Origin of the sequence: Pseudomonas sp. LPB4.O, from assembly GCF_038383825.1 — a bacterium.
GTDB classification, from domain to species: Bacteria; Pseudomonadota; Gammaproteobacteria; order Pseudomonadales; family Pseudomonadaceae; genus Aquipseudomonas; species Aquipseudomonas putida.
The window spans coordinates 2,373,335-2,390,087 of the sequence record NZ_CP151298.1; the positions used below are offsets into that span (position 1 = coordinate 2,373,335).

Below are 16,753 nucleotides of genomic sequence, written 5' to 3' on the forward strand. Positions count from 1 at the left end.
GCGCACTGCGCCTTCAAATACTGGCTAAATGCCCTGCCAGACCCGGTAAAGCTGGTTAGACTCGCTTATCAGGACGGCGCAGTGGCAGATAACAACAATCCGCCACTCTTTTCCAATGGACTTTTCTTGCTCGGGCGTTTTCACATGATTCAAGCAGCCTCGATGGACCAGCGAAGCTTCCGCAAACTGTTGAGCCGTAACATCGGCCTACCCTTGGGGGTTGGCCTGCTGGGCGCGGTGGCCTTCGTCGCGGTTATCAATTACCTGCTTTCGGCCATGCAGTGGGTCGAGCATACCGACCGGGTGATCGGCAATGCCAACGAGACGGTCAAACTGTCGATCGACATGGAAACCGGTATGCGCGGCTTCCTGATCACGGGTGACGAGCGTTTCCTTGACCCCTACGAGGTGGCCAAGCCACGTATTCTCGGTAGCCTGCAAAGCCTGCGCGCGATGGTCGAGGACAACCCGCAGCAGGTTGATCGCATCGACCGGCTGATTGCCTTGCAGCACGCCTGGAACGACTTCGGCAACGAGATGATCACCCTGCGCCGCAGCCAGGGCGATTACCAGGCCTCAATCGGCAATGGCCGGGGCAAGCGCATCACCGATGAAATCCGCAAGGAATTCGATGGCCTGATCAGCACCGAACAACAGCTGCGCATGGCCCGGAACGAAACAGTCAGCTCGGTTACTGTGACGGCGATTTCGGCCTTCGTGCTGTTCATCGTCAGCCTCAGTGGTTTGCTGGCGTACCTCGGCCGTCGAGACCTGCTGGCCCTGTCGACCAGCTACGATGAAAACCTTCAGGCCCAGCAGCGCTCGGCGCAGCGTCTGGAGCACCAGGCCTGGTTGCGCAACGGCCAGACCCAGCTGGCTCAACAGGTGCTCGGTCAACTGACCTTGCCCATGCTCGGCGACAACATCCTGCGCTTCTTCGCTTCTTATCTGGGCAGCGTGGTGGGCGCCGTGTATGTGCGCGACGAGCATGGCCGCCTGGTGCGCGTGGCCTGTTATGGCATGGGCGCCGAAGAGCAGGCCCGCGAGCAGATCAGGCTGGACCACGACGGCCTGTTGGCCCAGGCGGTGCGCGAAGGCCGCCTTTTGCGCCTGGACGACCTGCCAGAAGACTTCTATCGCCTCAGTTCCGGCCTGGGCAGCGGCTTGCCGCGCAGTGCGCTGCTGATGCCGGCCACCGAAGACGGTCAGATCAACGGGGTGATTGAGCTGGGTTTCCTGCGCCCCCTGCAAGAACGCGATGAAGAGCTGCTGGAACGCGTCGGCGGCAACCTCGGCATGTCCATCGAAAGCGCCCGTTATCGTCAGCGCCTGCAGGAAGTGCTGGCCGAAACCCAGCAACTGAATGAAGAGCTGCAGGTGCAGCAGGAAGAACTCAAGACTGCCAACGAAGAGCTTGAAGAGCAGTCACGAGTGCTTAAGGAGTCCCAAGCCCACCTGGAGACCCAACAGGCCGAGCTGGAGCAGACCAATGAGCAGTTGTCGGAACGCACCGATGCGCTCGACCGCAAGAACGATGAACTGGGCCGGGCGCAGCTGGAATTGCAGGCCCGCGCCGACGATTTGCAGCGATCGAGCAAATACAAGTCCGAATTCCTCGCCAACATGTCCCACGAGCTGCGCACGCCGCTGAACAGCTCGTTGATCCTGGCCAAGCTGTTGGCAGAAAACGGCGAAGGCAACCTCAGCGAGGAGCAGGTCAAGTTCGCCGAATCCATCTACTCGGCCGGCAACGACCTGCTCAACCTGATCAACGACATTCTCGACATCGCCAAGGTCGAGGCCGGCAAACTCGAAGTACGCCCCGAAACTACCCAGGTCGAGCGCTTGGCAGAAGGCTTGCGCGGCATGTTCCAGCCGCTTGCCGGCCACAAAGGCCTGGCCTTCGAGGTCAAGGTCGAGCCGCAGGTGCCGGCCACCCTCTTCACGGACCGTCAGCGCCTGGAGCAGATCCTCAAGAACCTGTTGTCCAACGCCATCAAGTTCACCGAGCGTGGCCAGGTCAGCATGAACGTCAGCTTCCAGGCTGGCAGCGGTATCGTGTTCGCCGTGCGCGACAGCGGCATCGGTATTGCTGCCGATCAGCAGCAGGCGATCTTCGGCGCCTTCCATCAGGTCGATGGCACCAGTAACCGCCGCTACGGTGGCACCGGCCTGGGCCTGTCGATCTCCCGTGACCTGGCGCATTTGCTCGGTGGCCAGATCAATGTCGAAAGCACCCCTGGCCAAGGCAGTGTGTTCAGCCTGATTCTGCCGGAACGCTACGCCGCCGAGGCCGAAGACATCGAGCCGCAAAGCCTGCGCCCTGCCGTCGACGCGTTGCCGCCTGCACCGCAAGTGCCGGTGTCCTCTGCTGCCATGCGCCCGGCACCGACCTTTGCCGACGACCGCGAGCGGGCACCCTTCGATACCCGGTGCATTCTGGTGATCGAAGACGAGCCCAACTTTGCCCGCATCCTCTTTGACCTTGCGCACGAACTGGGCTACAGCTGCCTGGTGGCTCATGGTGCCGACGAAGGCTTCGAACTGGCGGCCCAGTACATACCGGATGCCATCCTGCTGGACATGCGCCTGCCCGACCACTCGGGCCTGACCGTGCTGCAGCGCCTCAAGGAGCAGGCCGGCACCCGCCATATCCCGGTGCACATCATTTCGGTGGAAGACCGCGTCGAGGCGGCCATGCACATGGGCGCGGTGGGGTATGCGGTGAAGCCCACCAGCCGCGAGGAGCTCAAGGAAGTCTTCGCTCGCCTGGAAGCCAAGCTTACGCAAAAGCTCAAGCATATCCTGCTGGTGGAGGACGACGACCTGCAGCGCGAAAGCATCGCCCGGCTGATTGGCGACGACGACATCGAGATCACTGCCGTGGCCATGGCTCAGGATGCCTTGGCGCTGTTGCGCGAGAACATCTACGACTGCATGATCATCGACCTCAAGCTGCCCGACATGCTCGGTAACGAGCTGCTCAAGCGCATGACCGCCGAGGATATCCGCTCCTTCCCGCCAGTAATCGTGTACACCGGGCGCAACCTGACCCGCGAAGAAGAAGCCGATCTGCTCAAGTACTCGCGGTCGATCATCATCAAGGGCGCGCGTTCGCCGGAGCGCCTGCTCGACGAAGTGACGCTGTTCCTGCACAAGGTAGAATCGCAGCTGTCCAACGAACGCCAGCGCATGCTCAAGACTGCGCGTAGCCGCGACAAGGTGTTCGAGGGGCGCAAGGTGCTGCTGGTGGACGACGACGTGCGTAATATCTTCGCCCTGACCAGTGCCCTGGAGCACAAGGGTGCCATCGTCGAGATTGGCCGTAACGGCCGCGAGGCCATCGAGCGCCTGGAGCAGCATGACGACATCGACCTGGTGCTGATGGACGTGATGATGCCGGAAATGGACGGCTTCGAGGCCACCCGGCTGATCCGCCAGCAACCGCGCTGGCGCAAACTGCCGATCATCGCCGTGACCGCCAAGGCCATGAAGGATGACCAGCAGCGTTGCCTGCAGGCCGGAGCCAATGATTACCTGGCCAAACCGATCGACCTGGACCGTTTGTTCTCGTTGATTCGTGTATGGCTGCCGCAACTGGAGCGAATTTGATTAGCGAACGTAACACCGACATTGAAATCCGCTTGCTGATCGAGGCCATCTACCTCAAGTACAGCTACGATTTTCGCAATTATTCCGGCGCCTCGATCAAGCGCCGGATCCTGCATGCGCTGCGCCAGTTCGACTGCCTGACGGTATCGGCGCTGCAGGAGCGCGTACTGCACGACCCCGGCATGTTCATGCAGTTGCTGCAGTACCTGACGATCCCGGTCAGCGAGATGTTCCGCGACCCTGACCACTTCCTTGCCGTGCGCAACGAAGTGGTGCCGCTGCTGCGTACCTGGCCCTCGATCAAGGTCTGGATCGCGGGCTGCAGCACAGGCGAGGAGGTGTATTCGATGGCCATCCTGTTGCGTGAGGAGGGCCTGCTCGAGCGCACCATCATCTACGCCACCGACATCAACCCGCATTCGCTGGACCGGGCCAAGCAGGGTATCTACTCGATGCAGAGCATGCGCGAGTACGAGGAAAACTACCGTCTGGCCGGCGGCCGTCGTGACTTTACCGAGTACTACACAGCGGCCTATGGCAACGCCATCATGGACAGCAGCCTGCGCGACAACGTGACCTTCGCCGACCACAGCCTGGCCACCGACAGCGTGTTCTCCGAGACCCAGCTGGTGTCGTGCCGCAATGTGCTGATCTACTTCAACAAGGAGCTGCAGGACCGCGCCCTCGGGCTATTCCATGAGTCGCTCTGCCACCGGGGTTTCCTGGTGCTGGGCAGCAAGGAGTCGGTGGACTTTTCGGCCTACAGCGACCGGTTCGAGCCGCTGGTCAAGCCCGAACGGATCTTCCGGAAATCATGAACGGCGTACGCGCAGTGGTGATCGGCGCCTCGGCTGGAGGCGTGGCGGCATTGTTTGAAGTGCTCGGCGCGCTGTCACCTGCGTTTGCCCTACCCGTGCTCTGCGTGCTGCACCTGCCGGACGACCGCCATAGCCAACTGGCCGAAGTGCTGCAGCGTCGGCTGCATCGGCCGGTGCACGAGGCACGTGACAAGGAACGCATCAGCAGCGGGCAGATCTATGTGGCGGGTCCGAGTTACCACCTGTCGGTGGAGCACGACCTGACGCTGTCGCTGAGCCAGGAAGAACCCGTTCATTTCTCGCGTCCAGCAATCGATTTTCTGTTCATCTCGGCGGCCGATGCCTATGGCGACGGCCTGCTTGGCGTGCTGCTCACCGGTGCCAACGAAGACGGCGCCAGGGGCCTTGCCTATATCAAGAACAATGGGGGCCGCACGATAGTCCAAGACCCTCGCGACGCACAGGTCGCCCTGATGCCGGAGGCCGCCCTGGCCCTGCACCAGCCCGACCATATCCTTACTCTGAGTGGTATCGGGCAGCTGCTCGCGACCCTGGAATACAGCGCATGCTAAGCCACACCACCGCCAAACTGCTGATTGTCGACGACCTGCCGGAAAACCTGCTGGCGCTCGATGCCCTGATCCAGGGCGACGACCGCGAGGTGCACCAGGCCCAGTCTGCCGAAGCGGCGTTGTCGTTGCTGCTCGAGCACGAGTTCGCGCTGGCCATCCTGGATGTGCAGATGCCGGGCATGAACGGTTTCGAACTTGCGGAGCTGATGCGCGGCACCGACAAGACCAAGAACATCCCGATCGTTTTCGTCAGCGCCGCAGGTCGCGAGATGAACTATGCCTTCAAGGGCTACGAGAGCGGCGCCGTGGACTTTCTGCACAAGCCGCTCGATACCCTGGCGGTAAAAAGCAAGGTCTCGGTGTTCGTCGACCTGTTCCGCCAGCGCAAGGTGCTGGGCCGGCAGCTGGAAGCCCTGGAGCATAGCCGCCAGGAGCAGGAGCTGTTGCTCAGCCAGCTGCAGGTGGCGCGATGTGAGCTGGAGCATGCAGTGCGCATGCGTGACGACTTCATGTCGATCGTCTCCCACGAAGTGCGTACGCCGCTCAATGGTCTGATCCTGGAAACCCAGTTGCGCAAGATGCACCTGGCACGGGGCAACCTGGATGCCTTCAGCGCCGACAAGCTGCAGGCCATGGTCGAGCGCGACGAGCGGCAGATCAACAGCCTGATCCGGTTGGTCGAAGACATGCTGGATGTTTCGCGCATCCGTACCGGTAAATTGTCGCTGCGTCCCAGGCTGTTCGACCTCGGCCAACTGGTGCGCGGGTTGGTGGAAAACTTCACCGCCCAGGCGATGGCCCTGGAAACACACATCGAACTGCAGCGCTGTGAAGCATTGAAGGGTGAGTGGGACGAATTCCGGATTGAACAAGTAGTGGCCAACCTGTTGTCCAATGCCATGCGTTACGGCGAACGCAAACCGGTGCAGGTGCGGGTGTTCGAGCAGGAGGGCATGGCCTGGGTGCAGGTGCAGGACCACGGCATCGGTATCAGCGCCGCCAACCAGCAGCGGATCTTCCAGCAATTCGAGCGGGTCGCTGCCCAGCAAGCCACCGGGGGCTTGGGTTTGGGGTTGTACATCTCCGAACAGATCGTGCAGGCGCACGGTGGCCGGATACGGGTTGAAAGCGAGGAAGGCAAGGGCGCCACATTCACCCTGCAATTGCCGCTGGCAACATTCAAAGAACAAAACGACCAGGCTCGGGCAACCTCTGCGTAAGCCTGGGGTCTGATGGCCAACTGTAAGAATTTCAAGGCGTTAACATGAGTGAAGATGCACAAGATGTGGTGTTGGTCGTCGAGGATGAACCGGCGATTCGCATGATTTTGCGTGATTACCTGGCAGGTGAGGGTTACCACGTGCTGGTGGCCGAAGATGGCGAGCAGGCGTTTGCCATCCTGGCCAGCAAACCGCACCTGGACCTGATGGTGACGGACTTCCGCTTGCCGGGTGGCATCTCCGGGGTGGAGATTGCCGAGCCCGCGGTGAAGCTGCGCCCGGACCTGAAGGTAATCTTCATCAGTGGCTACCCGGCAGAGATTCTCGAGTCAGGCAGCCCGATCACCCGCAAGGCACCGATCCTGGCCAAACCGTTTGACCTGGACACCTTGCACGAGCAGATCCAGAGACTTTTGCGTTAAAGCGGGTGGCCCTATCGCCGGCAAGCCAGCTCCCACAAGTACTGCACAGGCCTTGAGATCTGCAGCGTAACTGTGGGAGCTGGCTTGCCGGCGATAGGGCCAGTACAGGCTATCGCAGGGTCCGCTCTATACCACCTGCCAACATGCTCTCCATCAGCCCCAGCCCCTGTTCCTCGGGCAATGCCTTCAACATCCCCGGCAACTGGTTCAGCAGCGTCGCCACCACATGCGCTGTGGCCACCAATGCCTGCCCCTGCAACTTCGCCTGCGGCGCGATCAGCCTCAGCAACCCCGCCTCATAACGTTTGCGCAACAAGGCCAGGCGCGCCTGCTGGTCATCGCTCAGGCAGCACAAGTCGCGCTCTGCCAGCCGAAACTGCATCGGCCGCTCGGCATGCAATTGCCAGTGTGCTGCAATCAGGCAGCCCAGTGCCGAGGCCCCGCGTGCCATGGCCCGGCGGCCTTGGTCCAAAGTGGCCTGCAGTTCTTCGTATAACTCCTCGATCAAGTCGTACAACAGGTCCTGCTTGCTGGGAAAGTGGTGGTACAGCGAGCCTGCCGTCAGCCCCACATGGGCCGCCAGCTCGCGCATGCTGACCTGGCCAAAGCCCTTTTCGGCAAACAGCGCCATGGCCCGGTCACGTCGCTCCTCAAAGCTGGCACAGCGCATTGCGGCATTGACCGGGGGCATGGCGGCTTGTCCTCAGTAGGTGAAGAAACCGCGGCCGGTCTTGCGCCCCAGCCAACCGGCCGCGACCATTTCCTTGAGCAGCGGGGCAGGTCGGTACTTGCTGTCGCTGAAGCCTTCATGGAAGGCCTCCATGATCGCCAGCAGGGTGTCCAGGCCGATCAGGTCGGCCAGGGCCAGCGGGCCGATGGGCTGGTTGCAGCCCAGGCGCATGCCGGTGTCGATGTCCTCGGCGCTGGCCAGGCCTTCCTGGCGCACGAAGATCGCTTCGTTGATCATCGGCACCAGGATGCGATTGACCACGAAGCCTGGGCGGTTACCGGCGGTGATCGGCGTCTTGCCGACCTTTTCGGTGACCACCAGTGCCTGGGCATAGGTGCTGTCGCTGGTCTGCAGGCCGCGGATGATCTCGACCAGCGCCATCATCGGCACCGGGTTGAAGAAGTGCACGCCAATGAAACGCTCGGGGTGCTCGATGCTGGCGGCCAGCTGGGTGACCGACAGCGACGAGGTATTGGTAGCGATCAGGCAGTCGTTGGCGACGTTGGCGGCCACTTGCTGCAGGATGCGCTGCTTGAGCTGCAGGCTTTCGGTGGCGGCCTCGATCACCAGCTGCGCGCTGCTGAGCTGGGCGTAGTCGGTGCTGGTGCGGATGCGCGTTTTTGCCGCTGCCGCTTTGTCCGCATCCAGGGTGCCTTTGCTGACCTGGCGCTCGAGGTTCTTGCTCAAGGTGGCCACGCCGCGCTCCAGCGCCGCGTCGGAAACATCCACCAGCAGCACCTGGTAGCCAGCTACTGCACACACCTGGGCAATACCATTGCCCATGGTGCCGGCGCCGATCACGGCGATCTGTTCAATACTCATGTGTCAGGCTCCCTCAGACGCGCTCGAAGACCACGGCAATGCCTTGGCCGCCACCGATGCACATGGTGGCCAGGGCGTAGCGACCCTGGATGCGCTGCAGTTCATGGATGGCCTTGGTCGCGATGATCGCGCCAGTGGCACCCACCGGGTGGCCCAGGGAAATGCCCGAACCGTTGGGGTTGACCTTATCCGGGTCGAAGCCCAGCTCGCGGGCCACGGCGCAGGCCTGGGCGGCGAACGCTTCGTTGGACTCGATCACGTCCAGGTCCTGCAGTTTCAGGCCGGTCTTTTCCAGCACCTTGCGGGTGGCCGGGATCGGGCCCAGGCCCATCAGCTCGGGCTCGACACCGGCGTGGGCGTAGCCCACCAGGCGCGCCAGCGGCTTCAGGCCCAGGCGACGCACCGCGTCACCGCTGGCCAGCACCAGGCCGGCCGCGCCATCGTTGATGCCGCTGGCGTTGCCTGCAGTCACGGTGCCGTCCTTCTTGAACACGGTCTTCATGCTGGCCAGTTGCTCGGCGGTAACGTCGCCACGCACGTGCTCGTCCACGGCGAACTGTACGGTGCCTTTGCGGCTTTTCAGCTCCACCGGGACGATCTGGCTGTCGAAACGGCCTTCGGCAATGGCGCGGGCGGCGCGGCGCTGGCTGGTCAGGGCCAGTTCATCCTGCATTTCGCGGGTAATGCCGTGTTTGGCGGCGACGTTTTCTGCGGTGATGCCCATGTGGAAGTGTTCGAACGGGTCCTGCAGCACGCCGACCGTGTAGTCGATGCCTTGCAGGTCGCCCATGCGCGCGCCCCAGCGTGCCTGCGGCAGCAGGTACGGGCCACGGCTCATGGACTCGGCACCGGCGGCAACGGCCACATCGGCATCACCGAGCAGCAGGCACTGGGTGGCAGAGACGATGGCCTGCAGGCCCGAGCCGCACAGGCGGTTGACGTTGAAGGCAGGTGTTTCCTTGGGGATGCCGGCGTTCATCGCGGCAACCCGCGACAGGTAGGCATCGCGCGGTTCGGTCGGGATCACCGTGCCCATGACCATATGGCCGATCTGCTCGGCGGCCACGCCCGAGCGCTCGATGGCGGCGCGGGTGATGGTAGTGGCCAGGTCGGCCAGGGGCAGGTCCTTGAGCGAGCCTCCAAAACCACCGATGGCGGAACGCACGGCACTGACGACGTAGATTTCTGGGCTGCTCATAGAGGCTCCGTAAGCTTAGGCATGGCGGGACCGGGCCAGGCTCTGCGAGAATGGCCGGCGGTCCCGGAGTGGGATCGAGTCTAGGCAAAGGCTCTGTTGCAGCCTATGCCGGATCTGTTCAAACAACCTGGCACTTTTTGCCACTCAGCATAGACAGCGAAAACCACCATGCGCGCTAGCGATTCGGTCGCCGTGTACTTTCTCAATGCCATGCTCCACGCCCTGCGCGACTGCCCAGCCGAGCGTGATGCGCAGCTGCGTGCCGTTGGCATCGACCCGCAATTGCTCGAACAGCCCCAGGCACGCGTACCGGCCAAGGCGTTCTCCGAGCTGTGGTTGGCACAGATTCAGCGCCTGGACGATGAGTTCTTCCGCCTCGACAGCCATGGCATGCCGCTGGGCAGTTTCGCCCTGATCTGCCGGGGGCTGATCCTTGAACCGAACCTGGAAAAGGCCTTGCGTCAGTGCCTGGGTGGCTTCGGCCTGTTCCTGCGCGACCTGCGCGGCAGCCTGACGGTGCGCGCTGGGCGCGCGCTGATCAGCGTGCAGTCGAACATTGCCGACCCACTGACCCGGGTGTATGCCGAGGAAACCTACCTGGTGCTGATGATCGGCATGCTGTGCTGGCTGGCCGGGCGGCGCATCGCCATCGACCGCACCGAGCTGGCCGTGTCGCGCCCGGCCCAGGAAGACGACCTGCTGCTGTGGGGGCCGGACTTGCGCCTGGGCAGCGGGCGTACCGAAGTGGAGTTCGACAGCGCCTACCTGCGTTTGCCAGTGGTGCAGGACCTGGCGACCCTGAAAACCTTTCTGCGCAGTGCGCCGCAGGGGTTGGTGATCCGCTTTCGCAACCAGAACGGGCTGGTGGCGGAGGTGTACCGGCATTTGCGCGCCCGGCACTATGGGCAGTGGCCGACCTTGGCGGCGCTGGCGCAGCTGCAGGGGATCAGTGCCAGCACGTTCCGCCGGCAGCTGGAGCGGGAAGGGCGGTCGTACCAGCAGATCAAGGATGAGGTGCGCCGGGCGATGGCCTTCGAGCGGTTGCGCGAGGGGGTGTTGAGCATTGCCGAGATAGCCGAGCAGGCCGGGTTCCAGGAGCCGAGTGCGTTTCACCGGGCGTTCAAGAAGTGGACCGGGCAGAGCCCCGGCAGCTATAGGGCGCGGTTGGCCGGGCGTTAGTTGTTCCCTGTACCGGCCCTATCGCCGGTACGGTGATCAATGAATGATCAGGCCGGTACCATGGCAAACCCGACCCCGAAGCGGTTCCAGGCATTGATGGTGGCAATCGCCAGGGTCAGGTTGGCCACTTCGGTCGGTTCGAAGTGCTCCTGCAAGGCTTCATATTCCCCCTGGGGTGCCCCACGCTCCGGCAGGCGGGTCAGGCTCTCGACCCAGGCCAGCGCCACACGTTCACGGGGGGTGAAGTAGGCGGTTTCGCGCCACACGCTCAAGGTCTGCAAGCGTGCTTCGGTCTCACCGGCCTTGCGGGCATCGTTGGCGTGCAGGTTGACGCAGTAGGCGCAGCCGTTGATCTGCGAGGCCCGCAGGCGCACCAGCTCCAGCAGGGAGCTCTCCAGGCCGCTCTTGGCCAGGGCCTGTTCCAGGCCGACCATGGCTTTGTAGGCTTCCGGGGCGTGCTTGGCCCATTCGATACGGTTGTGCATGGCTGTCTCCAAAAGGTGTGGGGTGGGAATGGCTCTACTGTAGCGCTGCCCTTTGGCCTCCCCGATAGCCAATTGCACACATAAGCCGGAGGCCAATCGTCCATTCAGGTGGCCACTGGCAAGCATCCAATCTCTTCATTTCTGCCAGGGTTGGCAAGCCGGGATAATGGCCCGGTCCTGCTACCAGAGAACCGATGCACAATGAGAGCTGCTTTGAACCTGTTGCTGGTGATTCTGCTGGCGCTGAACCTGCGGCCGATCCTGACCAGTATCGGCCCGTTACTCGAACCCATGCGCGCCAGCACCGGCTTGGGCTACCAACAGGCCGCCCTGCTGACGGCGTTGCCGGTGCTGTGCATGGGCCTGGTGCCGTTGCTGCAGCCGTGGCTGCGACGCTGGATCAGCGAGCATGGCGGCATGCTCGGTGGCCTGGCTGCAATTGCCCTGGCCTGCCTGTGGCGCCTGCAACTGGACAGCGCCTGGGCGTTGATTGCCAGTGCGGTGGTCGCCGGCCTGGGCGTGGCGGTGGTGCAGGGCATGATGCCGGGCCTGGTCAACCGCTGGTTTCCAAGCCGCCTGGCGGGGGCGATGGGGCTGTACTCGGCAGCGTTGATGAGTGGTGGCGGCATGGCTGCCGTGCTTGGCCCGCATATCAGCGGCCACTTCGGTCACTGGCAGGTCGGCCTGGGCCTGTGGGCGATCCCGGCACTGCTGGCGCTGCTGGCCTGGGCCGTGCTGCGGCCTCGGCAGGGGCCGCCAAAGCTGGCCGGGGCCGCTGGCGGGCACTGGTTCGGCACGCGCCGGGCCTGGTTGCTGGCCTTGTACTTCGGCCTGATCAATGGCGGCTACACCAGCATGGTGGCGTGGCTGCCGGCGTACCATATCGAGCACGGCGGCAGTGCTCAGGGCGGCGCAGACCTGGTTGGCCTGATGACGGTCTTCCAGGTAGCCGGTGCACTGGGCTTGCCGCTGTTGCTGCGGTGCTGGGCTGACCGCCGCCCAGGCCTGTGGTTGGCGCTGGCAATCCAGCTGTCCGGCTTCCTTGGCCTGCTGCTGGCACCTACGCAGGCTTCGGGGCTGTGGGTTGCGATGATCGGTTTTGGCCTGGGCGCCTGCTTCAGCCAAAGCCTGACGCTGACCCTGGAGCACCTGAAGACGCCCGCCGAGGCCGGCAGCCTGGCGGCGTTCGTGCAGGGCATCGGCTTCATCATCACCGGTATCGTGCCGTATATCACCGGCTGGCTGCGTGACATGAGTGGCGACTTCCAGGCGTCGTGGACGCTGCTCACCGTGACGGTACTGGCCATGCTGCTGGTGACCACCTGCTTCAACCCGCGTGGCTATGCCGCAGCCATCGCGCGCCCAGTCCCAACAGGCAAGCCCGTGCCAGTCAACTGAGGCGTTGCAGGGTATCGCGCACCCGGTCCAGTGCCGGGTCGATGTCCAGCAGTTCGATGGCGCCGAAGCCTAGCAACAGCCCCGGGCGTGCCGGCGCTTCGCTGAAGAATGGCGCCAGTGAATACAGGCCGACCTCTACCTTGCGTGCGAGGTTGGCCAGCACTTCCACATCCACCCCGGGCGCAGCCAAGGCGCTGAGGTGAAACCCGGCGCTGGCGGGGATTGCGCTGAACCATGGTGCCAGGTCGCCACCCAGGCGCGCCAGGATGCGCTCGCGGCGAGCGCTGTAGACCTCGTGGCAGCGGCGGATGTGCTTGTTCAGGTGGCCTTCGCCCAAAAAGCGCGCCAACGCCCACTGCAGCAAAGTCGGGCTGTGCCAGTCACTGAGGTGCTTTGCCACGCAGGCGGCCTGCAGCACGGCTGGTGGCAGCACGGCATAACCCAGCCGCAACTCGGGTAGCAGGGTTTTGGAAAAGGTCCCCACGTAGGCCACCAGGCCATGCCGGTCGAGGCGCTGCAGGGCATCCGAGGCTGGCCCGTGGTAGCGGAACTCGCAGTCGTAGTCATCTTCGATGATCAGTGCGCCCAACTCGGCGGCTCGCGCCAGCAGGGCATGCCGGCGCGGCTCGCTCATGGGCATGCCCAGCGGGAACTGGTGCGAGGGTGTTACGTAGATCAGCCGGGTGCCGTCGGCGATCTGCTCCACGCACAGGCCTTCATCATCTACCGGCACCGATTGCAGGTGTGCCCCGAGGGCCAGGAACAGTTGCCGTGCCGGCGGGTAGCCGGGGTCTTCCATGGCCACCTGGCAGCCTGGCTCGACCAGTACCCGGGCAATCAGGTCCAGCGCTTGCTGGGCGCCGTTGCACACCAGCAGGTCGGCCGCGCTGCAGTGCACGCCGCGGGCGTAGGCGATGTGGTGGGCAATGGCTTCGCGCAGCTCCGGCAGGCCCTGCGCCTGGAACTGCCGCTCGGGGTGACGCTGGCTGCGGCGCAGGGCGTAATTCAGGCAGCTGCGCCATTGGTCGAACGGGAACTGCGACTTGCTCGATGCCCCGCCGACAAAGTCATAGCGCGAGGGCGTTTGCAGCTGGCGTTGGGCGAGCACGGTGGCGCGCTGCTGCCAGCGTTCAAGGGATGCGGCACCGGCCAGGGGAACGCTGGCGGACTCATGGCTGCGCCGTGGTTGGCGCGGGGTGATGAACGTGCCACGGCCGACCACGCCGCTGAGCAGGTTGTCGTAGCTCAGCCGTGAGTAGGCCTCGGCCACGGTCTTGCGCGATACGCCCAGTTGTTCAGCCAGCAGGCGGGTGGGCGGCAGTTGGGTGCCAGCGGCCAGGTGGCCGCTGTCGATACCGGCGCGCAGTTGCTGGTAAAGCTGATCGGCCAGGCCTTTGCGGCCTTCCAGACGAATGTGCAGTTCCATGGGGTGGTCCGGAGCGGGGGAGTGCTCAGGATAGCGGATTGGACAGGGAAGGGCATGGGGCTGCAAAGCAGCCCCAAAATGCTCAGAACCGGGCGGTGCTCACGGTGATATAGCCCTTGTCCGCCACCGCGATGCGGATCACTGTCTCGTCCGCTGGCGCCTGGCGGTTGCGCTTGATACGCACGCCATCCACTGCGGCAGCTTTCAGGTGTTCGGTAATGGCCCGCCCGTTCGGGTCGAAGAACACCTCGCTGGCCAGCAACTCGATACGTTCGATCAGTTGCCGAGAGTGCTCGTCGGTGGCGCAGAAGAACATCACCCCCGACAGGTGGGGGTCTTCGTCGGGGTTGCTGATGTCATGGGTCAGCATTTCGCGCAGGCTGCTGCGCAGTTCGGCAATGGAGCGGGCGTACAGGTGCATACGGAACCTCCTCTGGATCGCGACCTTGCGTTGTCCAACACCGATCTTGTTTTCTGTGTGCAGAGGCAGCAAGTAGGACGCTTCTGAGAGGGCTGTGGGAAATTTCTGAATGCGCCGAACTACCGCCCTTGACTGGCAGGTGGTAGAGGCCGGCGGCAAAATTCGCCGGCCTCCACCGATCCCGTGTTGTGGCCGCGTAGCCTCATCTAGCGTTGAACCTCCTGCTTGAAGCGCAACCGCCAGCCATGCAACAACGGTTCGGTATAGCCACTCGGCTGCTCACGCCCCTTGAACACCAGCTCCCGCGCAGCGCGGAAGGCATGCGATGCCTCGAAACCGGCCGCCATCGGCCGATACGCCGGGTCCCCTGCATTCTGCTGGTCGACCACCCTGGCCATGCGCTGCAGGGTCGCTTCGACCTGTTCGTCATCCACCACCCCATGGTGCAGCCAGTTGGCAATGTGCTGCGCCGAAATGCGCAGGGTGGCGCGGTCCTCCATCAGGCCCACATCGTGAATGTCAGGCACCTTGGAGCAGCCGACCCCTTGCTCGACCCAGCGCACCACGTAACCGAGGATGCCTTGGCAGTTGTTGTCCAGCTCGGCCTGGATATCTGCGGCACTCCACGCCCGTTCCGGGCTGACCGGAATGCTCAGCAGATCATGCAGCAACGCCTGGCGCTGGGCGCCCAGGTCAACCTGTTCAAGCGCCTGTTGCACGGCGGCGACGTCTACCTGGTGGTAGTGCAGCGCATGCAGCGTGGCGGCAGTGGGCGACGGTACCCAAGCGGTGTTGGCACCGGCCTTTGGCTGGGCAACCTTTTGTTCGAGCATGGCCGCCATAAGGTCAGGCATGGCCCACATGCCCTTGCCGATCTGCGCCTTGCCGCGCAGGCCACAGGCCAGGCCGACCAGCACGTTGCTGCGTTCGTAGGCCTGGATCCAGGCGGTGCCTTTCATGTCGCCCTTGCGCAGCATGGCGCCGGCTTCCATGGCGCTGTGCATCTCGTCCCCGGTGCGGTCGAGGAAGCCGGTGTTGATGAACACCACCCGTGATGCGGCACTGGCGATGCAGGCCATGAGGTTGACGCTGGTGCGCCGCTCCTCGTCCATGATGCCCATCTTCAGGGTATGCGCAGGCAAGCCCAGCAGGGCCTCGACACGGCCGAACAGCTGGTCGGCGAAGGCCACTTCGGCCGGCCCGTGCATCTTCGGCTTGACGATGTACAGGCTGCCTTCGCGGGAGTTGCCGCGGCGCTTGAGATCGTGCAGGCCGATCAGGCTGGTGACCACGGCATCGAGGATGCCTTCGGGGATTTCCCGGCCATCGCGGTCATGGATGGCCGGGTTGGTCATCAGGTGGCCGACGTTGCGGATGAACAGCAGCGAGCGGCCCGGCAGCGTCAGGGGTTGGCCGTTTGCACCCTGGTACTGGCGGTCGGCGGCCAGGGTGCGGCTGAAGGTCTTGCCGCCTTTGCTGACCTGCTCGCTGAGGTCGCCCTTCATCAGGCCCAGCCAGTTGCGGTAGACGTTGACCTTGTCGTCGGCATCCACGGCAGCTACCGAGTCTTCGCAGTCGATGATGGTGGTCAGTGCGGCTTCCAGGGCGATGTCCTTGACCCCGGCCAGGTCCTGTTGGCCGATTGCACTGGTCGGGTCGATTCGGATTTCGAAATGCAGCCGGTGGTGCTGCAACAGGATCGCCGTGGGTGTGCTCGGCTCACCCTGGTGGCCATGAAGTTGTGCTGGATTCTGCAACCCGACCTGGCGGCCGTCGGCCAACGTCACGTGCAGCGTACCCTGGTTAATCGCATAGGCCTTGGCGTCGCTGTGTGATGCACCGTCGAGTGGGGCGCTAGCGTCGAGGAACTGCCGGCCATAGGCAATCACCTTGGCGCCGCGTACCGGGTTGTAGCCCTGGCCGCGTTCGGCGCCAGCGGTTTCGGCAATGGCATCGGTGCCGTACAGCGCATCGTAGAGGGAACCCCAGCGTGCGTTGGCGGCGTTGAGGGCGTAGCGAGCATTGCTGAGCGGCACGACCAGCTGCGGGCCGGCTTGCACGGCGATTTCGCGGTCGACGTTGGCGGTGTTGATCTGCACGTTTTCGGGGGCGTCGACGATGTAGCCGATGCCTTGCAGGAAGTGCTGGTAGGCGGCTATGTCGTGGATCGGGCCGGGATGCTGGCGGTGCCAGTTGTCCAGCTCGGTTTGCAGGCGCTGGCGTTCGGCGAGCAGGGCGCGGTTTTGCGGGGCGAGGTCGTGGACCAGGGTGCTGAAACCTTGCCAGAAGGCGTTGGCTTCGATGCCGGTGCCGGGGAGGACTTCGTCTTCGATGAAGCGCTGGAGGGTGGGGGCGATCTGGAGTTCGTTTGGCATTGTGTGTTCGCTCGATGTTCGGTCTTCGGAAATTCAGTCGCCTGTGCGGGCTTCTTCGCGGGCTTGCCCGCTCCC

The 16,753-nt window shown here is 63.8% G+C and carries 14 protein-coding genes; 7 read left to right on the forward strand and 7 right to left on the reverse strand.

The window, feature by feature from the left end; all coding sequences use genetic code 11:
- Nucleotides 1-144: 144 nt before the first annotated feature.
- From MRBLPB4O_RS10645 to MRBLPB4O_RS10665, 5 genes are read left to right on the forward strand one after another with little or no spacing between them, the layout of a single operon-like run.
- Nucleotides 145-3,612 (forward strand): response regulator, encoded by a 3,468-nt coding sequence (locus tag MRBLPB4O_RS10645; RefSeq protein WP_341798369.1) that lies wholly within the window; start codon nt 145-147, stop codon nt 3,610-3,612.
- On the forward strand, nt 3,609-4,430 hold the full coding sequence (locus MRBLPB4O_RS10650; RefSeq protein WP_341798370.1) for a protein-glutamate O-methyltransferase CheR: 822 nt from the start codon (nt 3,609-3,611) through the stop codon (nt 4,428-4,430). The genes MRBLPB4O_RS10645 and MRBLPB4O_RS10650 overlap by 4 nt, the downstream gene beginning before the upstream one ends.
- A complete protein-coding gene (locus tag MRBLPB4O_RS10655) occupies nt 4,427-5,002 on the forward strand; it encodes a chemotaxis protein CheB (RefSeq protein ID WP_341798371.1) in 576 nt (191 codons plus the stop codon). Before MRBLPB4O_RS10650 ends, MRBLPB4O_RS10655 begins: the two co-directional genes overlap by 4 nt.
- Entirely contained in the window at nt 4,996-6,222 is a 1,227-nt protein-coding gene (locus tag MRBLPB4O_RS10660; RefSeq protein ID WP_341798372.1) for a hybrid sensor histidine kinase/response regulator, read from the forward strand. Before MRBLPB4O_RS10655 ends, MRBLPB4O_RS10660 begins: the two co-directional genes overlap by 7 nt.
- Nucleotides 6,223-6,266: 44 nt before the next feature.
- The gene (locus MRBLPB4O_RS10665) at nt 6,267-6,644 is read left to right on the forward strand and encodes a response regulator (protein ID WP_016487624.1); all 378 of its coding nucleotides are present in this window, start codon (nt 6,267-6,269) and stop codon (nt 6,642-6,644) included.
- A gap of 109 nt (nt 6,645-6,753) precedes the next feature.
- Here MRBLPB4O_RS10665 and MRBLPB4O_RS10670 read toward each other — a convergent pair whose 3' ends face one another.
- Genes MRBLPB4O_RS10670 through MRBLPB4O_RS10680 form a run of 3 tightly spaced genes read right to left on the reverse strand, consistent with a single transcriptional unit; the run spans nt 6,754 to nt 9,394 of the window.
- The gene (locus tag MRBLPB4O_RS10670) at nt 6,754-7,335 is read right to left on the reverse strand and encodes a TetR/AcrR family transcriptional regulator (protein WP_016499123.1); all 582 of its coding nucleotides are present in this window, start codon (nt 7,333-7,335) and stop codon (nt 6,754-6,756) included.
- Nucleotides 7,336-7,347: 12 nt separating this feature from the next.
- On the reverse strand, nt 7,348-8,196 hold the full coding sequence (locus MRBLPB4O_RS10675; RefSeq protein ID WP_049275465.1) for a 3-hydroxybutyryl-CoA dehydrogenase: 849 nt from the start codon (nt 8,194-8,196) through the stop codon (nt 7,348-7,350).
- A gap of 13 nt (nt 8,197-8,209) precedes the next feature.
- Complete coding sequence (locus MRBLPB4O_RS10680; protein WP_341798373.1) at nt 8,210-9,394, reverse strand: acetyl-CoA C-acyltransferase family protein; 1,185 nt, start codon at nt 9,392-9,394, stop codon at nt 8,210-8,212.
- A gap of 168 nt (nt 9,395-9,562) precedes the next feature.
- Here MRBLPB4O_RS10680 and MRBLPB4O_RS10685 point away from each other — a divergent pair, with 168 nt between their 5' ends.
- The gene (locus MRBLPB4O_RS10685) at nt 9,563-10,573 is read left to right on the forward strand and encodes an AraC family transcriptional regulator ligand-binding domain-containing protein (protein ID WP_341798374.1); all 1,011 of its coding nucleotides are present in this window, start codon (nt 9,563-9,565) and stop codon (nt 10,571-10,573) included.
- A 47-nt stretch (nt 10,574-10,620) separates the two neighbouring features.
- On the opposite strand, the gene MRBLPB4O_RS10690 is transcribed toward MRBLPB4O_RS10685, so the two are convergent.
- Entirely contained in the window at nt 10,621-11,058 is a 438-nt protein-coding gene (locus MRBLPB4O_RS10690) for a carboxymuconolactone decarboxylase family protein (RefSeq protein WP_016499127.1), read from the reverse strand.
- A gap of 201 nt (nt 11,059-11,259) precedes the next feature.
- Between MRBLPB4O_RS10690 and MRBLPB4O_RS10695 the strand changes: the two genes are divergently transcribed.
- Nucleotides 11,260-12,456: a cyanate transporter gene (locus tag MRBLPB4O_RS10695; protein WP_341798375.1), complete on the forward strand. Its 1,197-nt coding sequence runs from the start codon at nt 11,260-11,262 to the stop codon at nt 12,454-12,456.
- Here the strand turns inward: MRBLPB4O_RS10695 and MRBLPB4O_RS10700 are convergent.
- The 3 genes from MRBLPB4O_RS10700 to MRBLPB4O_RS10710 form a co-directional block, all read right to left on the reverse strand.
- Entirely contained in the window at nt 12,449-13,882 is a 1,434-nt protein-coding gene (locus MRBLPB4O_RS10700; protein WP_341798376.1) for a PLP-dependent aminotransferase family protein, read from the reverse strand. The two genes, MRBLPB4O_RS10695 and MRBLPB4O_RS10700, sit on opposite strands and share 8 nt — an antisense overlap.
- An 82-nt stretch (nt 13,883-13,964) precedes the next feature.
- Nucleotides 13,965-14,303, reverse strand: a complete 339-nt coding sequence (locus tag MRBLPB4O_RS10705; protein ID WP_016499130.1) for a hypothetical protein — start codon at nt 14,301-14,303, stop codon at nt 13,965-13,967.
- 206 nt (nt 14,304-14,509) lie between these two features.
- The gene (locus MRBLPB4O_RS10710; RefSeq protein ID WP_341798377.1) at nt 14,510-16,678 is read right to left on the reverse strand and encodes a malate synthase G; all 2,169 of its coding nucleotides are present in this window, start codon (nt 16,676-16,678) and stop codon (nt 14,510-14,512) included.
- Nucleotides 16,679-16,753 lie beyond the last annotated feature (75 nt).

Coding starts and splice junctions, on each gene's coding strand:
- MRBLPB4O_RS10645 (WP_341798369.1), top strand. CDS start 145: ATGATTCAAGCAGCCTCGATGGACCAGCGAAGCTTCCGCAAACTGTTG.
- MRBLPB4O_RS10655 (WP_341798371.1), top strand. CDS start 4,427: ATGAACGGCGTACGCGCAGTGGTGATCGGCGCCTCGGCTGGAGGCGTG.
- MRBLPB4O_RS10660 (WP_341798372.1), top strand. CDS start 4,996: ATGCTAAGCCACACCACCGCCAAACTGCTGATTGTCGACGACCTGCCG.
- MRBLPB4O_RS10665 (WP_016487624.1), top strand. CDS start 6,267: ATGAGTGAAGATGCACAAGATGTGGTGTTGGTCGTCGAGGATGAACCG.
- MRBLPB4O_RS10670 (WP_016499123.1), bottom strand. CDS start 7,335: ATGCCCCCGGTCAATGCCGCAATGCGCTGTGCCAGCTTTGAGGAGCGA.
- MRBLPB4O_RS10675 (WP_049275465.1), bottom strand. CDS start 8,196: ATGAGTATTGAACAGATCGCCGTGATCGGCGCCGGCACCATGGGCAAT.
- MRBLPB4O_RS10680 (WP_341798373.1), bottom strand. CDS start 9,394: ATGAGCAGCCCAGAAATCTACGTCGTCAGTGCCGTGCGTTCCGCCATC.
- MRBLPB4O_RS10685 (WP_341798374.1), top strand. CDS start 9,563: ATGCGCGCTAGCGATTCGGTCGCCGTGTACTTTCTCAATGCCATGCTC.
- MRBLPB4O_RS10690 (WP_016499127.1), bottom strand. CDS start 11,058: ATGCACAACCGTATCGAATGGGCCAAGCACGCCCCGGAAGCCTACAAA.
- MRBLPB4O_RS10695 (WP_341798375.1), top strand. CDS start 11,260: ATGAGAGCTGCTTTGAACCTGTTGCTGGTGATTCTGCTGGCGCTGAAC.
- MRBLPB4O_RS10700 (WP_341798376.1), bottom strand. CDS start 13,882: ATGGAACTGCACATTCGTCTGGAAGGCCGCAAAGGCCTGGCCGATCAG.
- MRBLPB4O_RS10705 (WP_016499130.1), bottom strand. CDS start 14,303: ATGCACCTGTACGCCCGCTCCATTGCCGAACTGCGCAGCAGCCTGCGC.
- MRBLPB4O_RS10710 (WP_341798377.1), bottom strand. CDS start 16,678: ATGCCAAACGAACTCCAGATCGCCCCCACCCTCCAGCGCTTCATCGAA.